We start from the raw sequence: 11,689 nt of genomic DNA, 5'->3' as shown, positions 1-11,689 counted from the left end.
CCGCTGTCCACCTGGCTCCGGTCAGCGGCAGGGCATCGGCGACGTGACGCTGAGAGGCGGGCTCCAGCCCGCGCTGTCGTACTGGATCCAGAGCTTCCTGGTGACGGTGATGCCGCAGGACTCGTGGTAGCTGGGGTCCGTCAGGATCGTCTTCTGCTCCCCCGCCTCCAGCCGGACGGACTCCCGGCCGTCCCGCCACTCGGTCGGGTTGCCGGCGACCTGGTGAACCATCCACCACTCGACGGTGCGCGCGCTGGTCGCCGTGTTGATCAGTCCGAGGTATCCGCGGTGGTAGCAGTGCTTGCTGTCGCAGTTCCACTGCTGGCACACCTGGTAGCGGATCTTGCCCCAGCTCCCCGTGCCGGAGCAGTCCGGCGACGACGCCACCGTCACGTCCCCGGCGGGCGCCGCCACCGCCGCACCAGGACCCACCAGGCCGAACAACGCCGTCAGGACCAGCCCCACCAGCAACGCGAGTGTTCGTTTCAACATCGGATCCCCTCTCACCGGGCGAACTTCGCCCCGGCCATGTCTACGGAGTTCCGCGTTGTCCGATAACCCGGAGCACGCCCGGAAAACCCTCCCGTGAACAACGCGGGCCGCGAACAACACCCAGGTCAGCGCCGCGGGCACGGGGGTGCGTAGGGAATCTCCGGCAGATAGGTCGCCCATTCGTGCTCGGTGAGCGGATCGCCGGTGGCGGCGCAGACCTCGGCGACGACGGCGTCGGAGTCGGTTCGCCACGTGCGGAGCCGGCGGTCGCCGCCACCGGTCACGAGCAGGTCGCCGGTGGGACGGAACACCGCGGTGTCGACCGGGGAGCCCGTGGCGGACAGGACGGCGGTCCTGGCGGGCTGGGCGGGGTCGGCGACGTTCCACAGCCAGGTCGTGCCGTCGATCGCTCCGGCCGCGAGCAGGTCGCCGCGCGGGTGGAAGGACAGCTGGAGAATCCGGCCGGTGGGACCGGCGAGCGGCTGCCCGATGCGGCGGGGCGCGGCGGGGTCGCTGACGTCCCAGAGGATCACGACGCTGTCGACGCCGGCGACCGCCAGCACGGTGCCGGCGGGGTTGAAGGTGGCGCTGTACGCGTAGCTCTTCAGGCCTTCCAGCGGCCTCAGCAGCCGTGGCGCGCCGGTCACGTCGTACAGGTAGACGTGGCTGTCCCCGCTCGCGGCGGCGAGGATCTTGCCGGACGGGTGCCAGTCGAGGTCCAGCACGACGTTCGCCGGAGCGTCGAGCACCGCTGTCAGCCGCGGCTCCCGCAGGTCGGCGAGGTTGAAGAGACGGACCGACGTGTCACGTCCCGCGGCGGCGAGCATCGTGCCGTCCGGGCTGAACTCCACCGCCATCACCTCGTCCCGCGAGCCGCCGAGCCGTGAACTCAGCCGCGGGCGGGCCGGGTCGGAGACGTCGAGCAGGTGGACCTCGCCGCCGGTCGTGCCCGCGGCGAGCAGGGTGCCGTCGCGCGACAGGTCACCGGCGCCGCTGAACGTGGCCCCTGTCGCGGTGAGCCCGGTGACCAGCGGTGTGATGGCGCCGGAGGTGTCCCACAGGCCGACGCTGTCCTCGGTGAAGACGGCGAGCCTGGTCCCGTCGCCGCTGAACGGTGTGTCGGCGATCGGCGCGTCCGCACGACCGAGCAGGGCCGTGGCCAGCGGCCAGACCCGCAGCGCTCCGTCGGTCGCCACCGACGCGACGGACCGGCCGTCGTCGGTGAACGTGGCCCAGCTGACGACGTCGGGGTGCGGCAGGGTCTGCAACGTCGTCCAGGTCGCGGCGTCGAGCACGCGGACCGTGGAGTCCGCGCTGCCGGCGATCAGGTAGCGGCCGTCCGGGCTGAACGCGGTCGTCGTGACCTTGAGGTCGAACAGCGGTGTCGGCGGCTTGAGCGGTCTCGGTGAGGCCGGCGTGGAGATGTCCCACGACAGCAGCGAGCGGTCGTGGGTGCCCGCGACGAGTGTGTGCCCGTCCGGGGAGAACGACACGGCGGGGACCGGCCGTCCGCCCGCGTCCAGCACCGCGAGCTCGGTCCCGTCGGCGCGCAGGACGTGGACGTGGCCGGACTCGGTGCCGAACGCCAGCAGGCCGCCGCTGCCGTAGGCGACCGTCTTGGTCTTCGCGGCGGCGAGCACCGGGGGCAACGACCGCGGGTTCGCCCGATCGCTCACGTTCCAGCGCAGAATCCGGTCGCCCGTCGCCGCGGCGAGCTGCGTGCCGCCGGAGTCGAAGTCGAGGCGTTCGACGGCACCACCACCGGGAGCGTTGATCGGTGCGGCGAGCGGCTTGGGCGCGCGGGGATCCGAGACGTCCCACAGCGTGATGGTCGCATCCATGTCACCGGTCGCGAGCATGCGGCCGTCCGGCGTCAGCGCCACCGCGTAGACCACGACACCCGGCACCTGCCGAGGCCTGATCACGGCCGCCCTGGCCGGCCCGCCGTCCGCCTTGGTGAACAGCTGCACCGTGCCGTCGGTCGCGTTGCTGACCGCGATCAGGGCACCGTCGGCGGACGCGTCGAAGGCGGTCGGACCGGCACCGCCGAGGTACCTCGCGGGCAACACCGCTGCCGACGACTCGAGCAGCGCCGATCTGGCCTCCGTCGTCCGCGCGACCCCGTAGCCGGCGATCGCCAGCTGCGCCGCGAGCCCGGGATCGGTGTCACGCAGCTTTCCCGCGTTCAGGGCGGTCTGCCGCGACAGGGCGTTGTTGCGGGCGTGCAGCGCGTCGGTCCTGGCGTTGCCGGCGACCACCGCGAGCACGCCCGCGACGACCGCACACGCGACGGCGACGGCGGTCACCGCACGCAGCCGCACGGACCGCCGTCTGACCGCGGCCTCCGCACGCCTGACCTGCGCGGTGCTCTCCTCGACGAACGCACGCTCCTCCTGGCTCAGCCGGACGGGCGCCGACCCGGAAGCGGCGTAGGCGCGCCACTGCTCCAGCCGGGCACCGGTCGCGAGCGTCGCGGGGTCGTGGCCGGTACTCGTCCAGGTCCTGGTCGCCTCGACGAGCGTCCGGTGCACGCGCAGCGCGTCGCGGTGGTCGTCGATCCACCCGCGCAGCCTCGGCCAGGCGGAGAGCACGGCGTCGTGCGCGATCTCGACCGTGTTCAGGTCGACCGTGATCAACCGGGCCGAGGCGAGCCGGTCGATCACCTCGTCCGCGCCGGGCGCGACACCGAGCAGTTCGGCGACGTCCACCCGCCGCCGGACCGCCGCACCGGTGTCCTCGTCGAGGGCGAGCAACCGGAACAGCAACTCGGCGGCCAACGCGTGCTGGGCGGGGTCCAGCTCACCGAACGCGGCCTCCGCGGTGCGGGCCACCGCCGCGTTGATGCCGCCCGCCGCGGTGAAGCCGGCCGCGGTCAGCACGTCGCCACGCCGCCGGCGCCACGTTTCCAGCAGCGCGTGCGAGAGCAGCGGCAGCACGCCTGCCTGCCCCTCCGCCTCGTTCACCACCATGACCAGCAACGCCCGTTCCACCGACAGACCCACCGACAACGCGGGTTTGCTCACCGCGGCGCACAGCTCCTCGCGTCCCATCGGCCCGACGAGCACCTGGTTCTCCCTGAGCACCTCGATCAGGCGGGGGTGCTCGGCACACCGGCCGTAGAAGTCGGCCCGCACGCCCAGCACCAGGCGAATCCGCCCGCCCGGCCGGTCGGCCAGCGCCAGCACGTCGTCGAGGAACGCGGCCCGCTCGTCCTGGCCGCACAACGTGTAGACCTCCTCGAACTGGTCCACGACGATCAGCAGCTCGGCGTCGTCCGGCAGCGCATCCAGCTCGGGCACGCCCAGGCACCGCAGCAGGGTCGCCCGCGGCGTGGCGCCGGGAGACAGGACGACCTGCCGCACCTTCGTCGTGGCCAGTGCGGGCAGCACGCCAGCGGCGAGGAGCGAGCTCTTTCCCGCACCCGACGGCCCGAGCACCACCGTCACGGGATGGGCGGATATCCGTTCGACGATGTCGGCCACGATCCGTTCGCGTCCGAAGAACAGATCGGCGTCCTCGGAGCGGAAACTGGTCAGCCCTCGATAGGGCGCACGACTTTCCGCACAACCCGAACTGCGCATCTCGGTGGCCGCGAGCGAGGCGGCCTGCCATTTCGCCGCCCATTCCTCACCATCGCCACCGCACGCCACGGCATAGGCCAGCGCGACGTCCAGGGTGGGCAGCCGACGGCCTCCCGCCGCCTCCGACACGGTCGACACGGCGTAGCCGCTGCGTTCCGCGAGCTGCCGATAGGTGATCCCGCCCGCACTCCGGCGCAGCTCGCGCAGTTCGGCGGCGAAGTGCTGCACCGCGTCCTGGGCAGCGTCCAGCGGTCGTTCCGGTCGAGGCATTTCAACCCCCTGCTGAGCACCTCCGACTCATTTCCCCTCGCTGGCGACCCTATCGACTCCGGGTACTCCCGGCCATGATTGCGACAACAATCGAGGTTGTCTTGAACAATTGCCATGCACAATGGAATTGCCGACGGTTTCGCGTGCGATCCGCCAGGTGGCACGATCTGACTCATGACTCAACGTGTCGCGGTGACCGGAGGCAGCGGCAAGCTCGGGCGCGCCGTCGTGGCCGACCTGCTGGAGCACGGCTGGGAGGTCCACAACCTCGACCAGGCCGCCCCTCCGACGCCTCAGGGGTGTGACTTCACGCGCGTCGACCTCACCGACTACGGCCAGGTCGCCGAGGCGATCAGCGGTATCGACGACCGCTACGCCGGGCTCGACGCCGTGGTGCACCTGGCGGCGATTCCCGGGCCGGGTGTCGCGCCCAACGCCAAGACGTTTCACAACAACGTGACGAGCACCTACAACGTGTTCGCCGCCGCACGGCTCGCCAAGGTTCATAACGTCGTGTGGGCGTCCAGCGAGACGGTGCTCGGTCTGCCGTTCGACACTCCCCCGCCGTACATCCCCGTCGACGAGGAGTACGCGGGGCGGCCGGAGACGTCGTACTCGCTGGGCAAGCTCGTCGACGAGACGCTCGCCCAGCAGTTCTGCCGGTGGGAGCCGGAGATGAAGATCATCGGCTTGCGGTTCTCGAACGTGATGGAGCCGCACGACTACGAACGCTTCCCGTTCGATGCGGATCCCCTCGCGCGCAAGTGGAACCTCTGGTCGTACATCGACGCACGGGATGGTGCGCAGGCCGTGCGCAAGGCGCTCGCGCACGACGCGACGGGGTTCGACGTGTTCATCATCGCCAACGCGGACACGTGCATGACGACGCCGAACGACGAGCTCGTCGCGAAGGTCTACCCCGGTGTGCCGCTCAAGAGGGAATTCGGTCCTCACGAGACTCTGCTGTCGATTGAGAAGGCACGGCGGGTGCTGGGGTTCGAGCCCGTGCACTCCTGGCGGTCGTGACCTCCCTGGCGAGACCGAACAGCTCGTCCGCCGCCCGCGCCCTCGGTTTCACCTGTCGCAGGTGGTGCAGGGCGCGGGCGAGCAGCAGTTCGGCCTGCTGCTCGCACCACTTGCGGCCGCCCGCCTGCTCGACGCGGTGGGCCAGCTCGTGCGGTTCCGCGTCGGTGGCGTAGACGTCGGTGCCGAAGCTGATCGCCGCGACCACGGGCAGCGTGCGGCGGCGGTGCAGGAGGTCGTCGTACAGCGGCCTTCCGGTGATCGCCGCGCCGCCCCAGATCGCCAGGACGTCGTCCACGTGCTTGCGGGCGAGGCCGACGTCGTCGCCGAACTCCCTGAGGTGGTCGGCCTGGCTCCTGGTGGCGCCCGCGGCGAGTGCGCCGAGCTCGCACGCGCAGGCCGTCAGCGCGGAGTGCTTCGCCGCCGCCACGCCCAGGTGCTCGGCGACGTCGACGTCGTCCCGTTCCTCCATCTCGACTTCCTGGACATAACCGTCCACAACGGACAACAGTGCGGCGTTGAGGATCAGCACCTCGGGCTTGGTGAGCTGCGCGAAAGCCAGTGACAGCAACGCGTCGGCCGCGGAGACCGCCCTGTCGTCGCCGAACTCCACCCACGCGCTCGGCTGGTGACCGCGGCTGACCGCGCGCGTCATCAGGTCCGAATGCAACTGTTCGTGCCAGACGGCGAGCTCCAGCGCGGTCGCGACCCCGATCGCCGTGGCGGCGTCACCGACGGTCTCGGCGGCGAGCAGCGCGAACGCGGCGGTCGAGTGATCCGGCCAGTGGTGGTCGACAACCTCGCGGGTTTCGTCCGGCAGCGCGGCGAACGCGGCCTTCAACGGCGCCTCGATCAGGGCGCGACTCCACGCCAGCACGTCCCGCGGCGGCGCGACCACCTCGATGCTCGTCACAGAAGAACGCTAAACCGCAGGTCAGGCACACAGGAGCAGATGCCACTGTCGTGTCGAAGAGGGGCACGATCCGGCGAGCAGGACTACGTTGATGTTGAACGGGTTGTCGTCACCGTCACCCGGCCGTGAACATCGTTGTACTGAGGGGCTTACCGTGCGCTACACCAAGCTCGCCGGCATGGACGTGTCCGAGATCTGTCTCGGCATGATGAGCTACGGAGATCCGCAGAAGGGCAACCACGCCTGGTCCTTGCCGGAGGAGGATTCCCGGCCGTTCATCAAGGCCGCGCTCGACGCCGGCATCAACTTCTTCGACACCGCCAACGTGTACTCGGCGGGCTCCTCGGAGGAGATCACCGGACGGGCGTTGAAGAACTTCGCGCGACGCGAGGAGATCGTGCTCGCCACCAAGGTCCACGGCCGGATGCACCAGGGCCCCAACGGCGCGGGCCTGTCGCGGAAGGCGATCTTCGCCGAGATCGACGAGTCGTTGCGCCGGCTCGGCACGGACTACGTGGACCTGTACCAGATCCACCGCTTCGACAGCACCGTCCCGCTGGAGGAGACGCTCGAAGCGCTGCACGACGTGGTGAAGTCGGGCAAGGCGCGCTACATCGGCGCCTCGTCCATGTACGCGTGGCAGTTCGCCAAGGCGTTGTTCACGCAACGCCAGAACGGCTGGACGCGGTTCGTGTCCATGCAGAACCACTACAACCTCCTGTACCGCGAGGAGGAACGCGAGATGCTGCCGCTGTGCGCGGACCAGGGCATCGCCGTGATCCCGTGGAGCCCGATGGCCCGCGGCCGGCTGACCCGTGACTGGGACGCCACGACCGCCCGCACCGAGACCGACGAGTTCGGGTCGACGCTGTACGTCGAGTCCGACCGCACGATCGTCGAGCAGGTGGCCGCCGTGGCTTCCGCTCGGGGCGTCTCACGGGCCCAGGTGGCGCTCGCGTGGCTGCTGCGCAACCCCGTCGTCACGGCGCCGATCATCGGCGTGACCAAGCCCGCGCAGCTCGACGACGCCGTGGCGGCGCTGGAGTTCGAGCTGACCGACGACGAGGTGGAACTCCTGGAGTCGGCGTACCAGCCGCACCGCATCGCCGGGCACGTCTAGCGGCTCACCGCGAACGTCGCATGCCACACCACTCGGCCTTCCGGCTCGCGAGGGCCGCGCACAGGACCGCCAGGGGCAGTTCGGCGGCCACGGCCACGACGACGGCCGTGGCCAGCTCCTGGCCGGTGGCGGCGGTGGCGAGGTCGAGGCAGGCGTCGGTGACCAGCAGCACCGCCGCGGCGGCCGCGGGTGCGCGGTGGCCGGCGTCGCCACGCAGCAGCCGGGTTCCGGCGGTGAGGAGCGCGGCGGCCTCCAGGGCGTCGAGGGTCACCCAGGCGACGGCCTGGGCGGGTGGCAGGGTCGCGGCGAGGTAGCCGAGCCAGGGCAGCAGGACGACGCCCGCACCGGTGAGCACGCAGCCGACGCGGAACGTGTTCTTGTTGGCGGCGAAGGAAATGAGGGCCACGACGGAGGTCTCTTCCGGTCTCACGAACCCGGCGGTCGGGCTCGTGATCAACCCTGCGATCCGGGCGGCCGTGAGTCAGTAGCACTGCTGTCCGTCTTGGGGGTGGCACCAGGTACACCGTCTACGGTCGTGGCATGAAGATCGTGCCCCGGCTGCGGCGAACGCTCACCCGCCTGACCCGCGACACGTCCTTCCTCGCGCTCGGAGTGCCCCTGCACCTCCTCATGGGGTTCTTGCTGTTCAACGTCTTCGGTCTGGTGTGGGAGATCATCGGAGGAGGCGACAGCACCGCGCCCGTGATCCTCGGGTTCACCGTGGTGCTGGCGGCGTTGTGCGTGCCGGCGCTGACCTGGGCCCAGCGCCGGCGTTTCCGGCAGCTGCTGGGGATCGCCGTCACGGATCCGGGCTGGCGGCGGCCGTGGCGCCAGGTCCGGTACCACTGCCTGGCCGGGGTGTTGTTCGGTGGCCTCGAAGCACTGGTCGTCGGACTGCTGCTGGCCGGAGTGGCCGCGGCACCGACCTCGGTGTGGATCTACGCGCTGCCCCGGCCGTGGCGGATCGACTCCACGCAGGCGGCGTTCATCTCGGTGGCGGGGGTGGTCGTGCTGGCCGGTGTCCCGGCCCTGGCCGCCGCGATCGTGCGCCTGGAGAGCCAGGTGGTGCCCGCCCTGCTCGGCCGCAGCAGGGAGGACGACCTCGCGCAACGGGTCGAGGACCTCACCGAGAGCCGTGCGGGCGTGGTGGACGCGGCGGACGCGGAACGGCGGCGCATCGAACGGGATCTGCACGACGGCGCCCAGCAACGGCTGGTGTCGCTGGCGCTGAACCTGGGGATCGCCAAAGCCACGCTGGACCTGCCTCCGGAAGCACGCGAGGTGATCGACTCCGCGCACCGGCAGGCGAAGGAGGCGATCGAGGAGCTCAGCGACCTCGTCCGCGGGCTGCACCCGTCCGTCCTGGACGAACTCGGGCTGGACGCGGCGCTGTCCGGACTCGCGGCCCGCGCGCCGCTGCCCGTACGGCTGAAGGTGGACCTGCCGCACCGGGTGGCGCCCGCGGTGGAGGCGGTCGCCTACTTCGTGGTGTCCGAGGCACTGACGAACGTCGCGAAGCACGCGCGGGAGGCGACCAGGGCGGATGTCACGGTCATGCTGCTCGGAGAGGTGCTGCGGGTGGCGGTCGAGGACGACGGCCTGGGCGGGGCCGACCCCACCGGTGGAAGCGGCCTCACAGGCCTCACGCGGCGCGTGCGGTCGGTTGACGGATCATTGCGGCTGAGCAGTCCCGTGGGGGGACCGACGACGATGAGTGTGGAGCTGCCGTGCGTGCGGTGATCGCCGAGGACTCCGTGCTGTTGCGGGTGGGGCTGGTCAAGGTCGTGGAGATGGCGGGCTTCGAGGTGGCCGCCGAGGTCGGCGACGCGGAGGGGCTGCTGGCCGCGGTCGAGGAGCACGAGCCCGACCTCGCGGTGGTGGACGTCCGGATGCCACCCGGCTTCACCGACGAGGGCGTGCGTGCCGCGCTGTCGATCCGCCGCAGCCGTTCGTCGACCGCGCTGCTGCTGCTCTCCCAGTACGTCGAGGAGCGCTACGCGGCCGGCCTGCTGGCCGCCAACACCAGCGGCGTCGGTTACCTGCTCAAGCAGCGGGTCGCGGACGTCGAGGAGTTCGCCGAGGCGCTGCGGCGGGTGGCGAACGGCGGCACCGCGCTCGATCCGCAGGTCGTCGCCCAGCTGCTGGTGCGACGGCCGAGCGACCCGCTGGACCGGCTGACCGCGCGCGAACGGGAGGTGCTCGCGCTCATGGCGGAGGGCCGTTCCAACGCGGGGATCGCCGGTCTGCTCGTGGTCAGCGAGAGCGCGGTCGCCAAGCACATCAACAACATCCTCGCCAAACTCGACCTGCCCCAGGCCGACGCCGACCACCGCCGGGTGCTGGCCGTGCTGCGTTTCCTGGGCCTCTAGGGAAGAACGCCGGACCGGCGCAGCAACCCGCGCGCGTGCTCGATGGCCTCGGGTGTGGTGGCGAACATCGGCACGCCGTTGGTCTCCAGCTGCCGCCGGTGTTCGTCCCGCACGCCCGACAGCAGCACAGTCACGCCCCGGTGCTCCAGCTTCTCGACGGCGTCACGCAGCACGAGCGCGCCGGTCCCGTCGATCGTGGTCACGTGGGACATGCGCAGGATCACCACGGACACCGCGGCGATCTCGGTCAGTTCGAGCAGGAACCGGTGCGCGGCAGCGAAGAACAGCGGTCCGTCGAGCCGGTAGGCGACGATGTGCTCGGCGAGCAGCGCGCGTTCCTCCAGCGAGTGGTCGCCGGTCTCCAGCGGCACCTCGTCGATCCGCACGGACCTCGCCACGGCCCGCAGCGCGAGGGCTCCGGCGACGACCAGACCGACGATCACCGCGGTCACGAGGTCGAGCGCCAGCGTCGCGGCGGCCGTCAGCACGAGCACGAGCGCGTCGGCGCGGTTCGCCCGCACGAGCACCCGCACGGACCCGACCTCGACCATGCGGATCGCCGTGGCCAGCAGCACACCGGCCAGCACGGCCAACGGGATGCGGCCGACCAGAGGTGCCGCCACGAGCATGATCAGGGCGAGCGTCGCCGCGTGCACGAGCGAGGCCAGGCGTGATCCGGCGCCGGAACGGACGTTGACGGCGGTCCTCGCGATCGCGGCGGTTGCGGGCACTCCGCCGAACATCGGCGTGATGACGTTCGCGATCCCCTGGCCGAACAGCTCGCGGTCCGGGTCGTGCCGCTGGTTCACGCTCATGCCGTCCGCAACCGTCGCCGACAGCAGGCTTTCCAGCGCCGCCAACGCGGCCACGGCCACAGCGGACGGCAACAACGTCCCCACCGCATCCAGGTCCACGAAGGACAAGGTGGGAGCCGGCAGGGTCGCGGGCAGCGCGCCGATCCTCGCCACCGGCAACGACCAGATCTCGGCCACGACGGTCCCGGCCGCCACGGCGAGCAGCGAGAACGGGATCGCGGGCCGCCAGCGCGCACCCACGAGCATCACGACCACCACACCGCACGCCAGCGCGACGGCGGGCCAGGACAGTTCGGACCCGAAGGCGCGCACGGCGTTCACCACGACGTTGTGCCCGTCCGGTGCGGGAACGCCCAGCGCGGCGGGCACCTGCTGCAAGGCGATCACCGCGGCGATCCCGATCGTGAAGCCCTCGATCACCGGCGCGGGCACGTACCGCATGTACCGCCCGGCTTTCAGCAGCGCCAGCCCGATGAGCAGAAAACCCGCCATCAGTCCGACCGTGAGCACACCACCCGGCCCGAACGTCGCCACGATCGGGACCAGCACCACCGTCATGGCGCCCGTGGGACCGGACACCTGCAGGCTCGACCCGCCGAACACCGCGGCCAGCGCACCGGCCACGATCGCGGTGGCGAGACCCGCCGCGGCCCCCAGTCCGGACGCGACCCCGAACCCGAGAGCGAGTGGCAACGCCACGACCGCGACGGTGAGCCCCGCGATGAGGTCTTGCGGGCGTGCGACGGTCCAGTCCTTCGTCGTCGGCAGGAAGCTCACGCGGGCTCCTCGCGCAGCTGGGCGAGCAACTCGTTCTGACCGGCCAGCAGCTCCGTCAGGATGCGTCTGGCTGCTCTGAGCAGGTCGGCGACGTCACCACCGGCGAGGGCGTACACCACCGTCGACCCCTCACGCGTGGCCGTGACGATCCCGGACCTGCGCAGCACCGCGAGCTGGGCGGAGAGGTTGGAGGCCTCGACGTCGATCTCGGTGAGCAGGTCGCGCACCGCCTTCGGCCCGTCCTGGAGCAGCTCCAGCACCCTGATGCGCACCGGGTGCCCGAGCATGCGGAAGAACTCGGCTTTCACCTGGTAGAGCGGAACGGGCAC

10 protein-coding genes are annotated in these 11,689 nt (G+C 71.2%); 4 read left to right on the top strand and 6 right to left on the bottom strand.

The genetic code is table 11. From position 1 onward, the window contains the following. Positions 1 to 21: 21 nt before the first annotated feature. Positions 22 to 492 carry a hypothetical protein gene (locus ACFOWZ_RS26685; RefSeq protein ID WP_382376630.1) on the bottom strand — a complete coding sequence of 157 codons (471 nt, stop codon included), beginning with the start codon at positions 490 to 492 and terminating at the stop codon, positions 22 to 24. A gap of 125 nt (positions 493 to 617) precedes the next feature. Continuing rightward, positions 618 to 4,343, bottom strand: coding sequence for an nSTAND1 domain-containing NTPase (locus ACFOWZ_RS26680; RefSeq protein WP_382376629.1), 3,726 nt, complete (start codon positions 4,341 to 4,343; stop codon positions 618 to 620). Positions 4,344 to 4,517: 174 nt separating this feature from the next. On the opposite strand from ACFOWZ_RS26680, the gene ACFOWZ_RS26675 reads away from it, so the two are divergent. Then, the gene (locus tag ACFOWZ_RS26675; RefSeq protein WP_382376628.1) at positions 4,518 to 5,369 is read left to right on the top strand and encodes an NAD-dependent epimerase/dehydratase family protein; all 852 of its coding nucleotides are present in this window, start codon (positions 4,518 to 4,520) and stop codon (positions 5,367 to 5,369) included. On the opposite strand, the gene ACFOWZ_RS26670 is transcribed toward ACFOWZ_RS26675, so the two are convergent. Continuing rightward, positions 5,275 to 6,279: a polyprenyl synthetase family protein gene (locus ACFOWZ_RS26670; RefSeq protein WP_382376627.1), complete on the bottom strand. Its 1,005-nt coding sequence runs from the start codon at positions 6,277 to 6,279 to the stop codon at positions 5,275 to 5,277. The two genes, ACFOWZ_RS26675 and ACFOWZ_RS26670, sit on opposite strands and share 95 nt — an antisense overlap. Before the next feature lie 154 nt (positions 6,280 to 6,433). Here ACFOWZ_RS26670 and ACFOWZ_RS26665 point away from each other — a divergent pair, with 154 nt between their 5' ends. Further along, complete coding sequence (locus tag ACFOWZ_RS26665) at positions 6,434 to 7,399, top strand: aldo/keto reductase (RefSeq protein ID WP_382376626.1); 966 nt, start codon at positions 6,434 to 6,436, stop codon at positions 7,397 to 7,399. Positions 7,400 to 7,403: 4 nt separating this feature from the next. On the opposite strand, the gene ACFOWZ_RS26660 is transcribed toward ACFOWZ_RS26665, so the two are convergent. Further along, positions 7,404 to 7,805 (bottom strand): hypothetical protein, encoded by a 402-nt coding sequence (locus ACFOWZ_RS26660; RefSeq protein WP_382376625.1) that lies wholly within the window; start codon positions 7,803 to 7,805, stop codon positions 7,404 to 7,406. Between the two features lie 134 nt (positions 7,806 to 7,939). Between ACFOWZ_RS26660 and ACFOWZ_RS26655 the strand changes: the two genes are divergently transcribed. Together ACFOWZ_RS26655 and ACFOWZ_RS26650 are read left to right on the top strand one after the other, a co-directional pair. Then, positions 7,940 to 9,139, top strand: a complete 1,200-nt coding sequence (locus ACFOWZ_RS26655; RefSeq protein ID WP_382376624.1) for a sensor histidine kinase — start codon at positions 7,940 to 7,942, stop codon at positions 9,137 to 9,139. After that, positions 9,127 to 9,768: a LuxR C-terminal-related transcriptional regulator gene (locus ACFOWZ_RS26650; protein WP_382376623.1), complete on the top strand. Its 642-nt coding sequence runs from the start codon at positions 9,127 to 9,129 to the stop codon at positions 9,766 to 9,768. The genes ACFOWZ_RS26655 and ACFOWZ_RS26650 overlap by 13 nt, the downstream gene beginning before the upstream one ends. On the opposite strand, the gene ACFOWZ_RS26645 is transcribed toward ACFOWZ_RS26650, so the two are convergent. Then, the gene (locus ACFOWZ_RS26645) at positions 9,765 to 11,360 is read right to left on the bottom strand and encodes a SulP family inorganic anion transporter (protein ID WP_382376622.1); all 1,596 of its coding nucleotides are present in this window, start codon (positions 11,358 to 11,360) and stop codon (positions 9,765 to 9,767) included. The genes ACFOWZ_RS26650 and ACFOWZ_RS26645 overlap by 4 nt on opposite strands. Further along, positions 11,357 to 11,689 (bottom strand): ArsR/SmtB family transcription factor, encoded by a 333-nt coding sequence (locus ACFOWZ_RS26640; protein WP_382376621.1) that lies wholly within the window; start codon positions 11,687 to 11,689, stop codon positions 11,357 to 11,359. Before ACFOWZ_RS26640 ends, ACFOWZ_RS26645 begins: the two co-directional genes overlap by 4 nt.

Source organism: Lentzea rhizosphaerae, from assembly GCF_042649515.1.
GTDB classification, from domain to species: Bacteria; Actinomycetota; Actinomycetes; order Mycobacteriales; family Pseudonocardiaceae; genus Lentzea; species Lentzea aerocolonigenes.
Note: the sequence above shows the minus strand (reverse complement) of the source record. Positions and strands in the feature narration are given on the sequence as shown.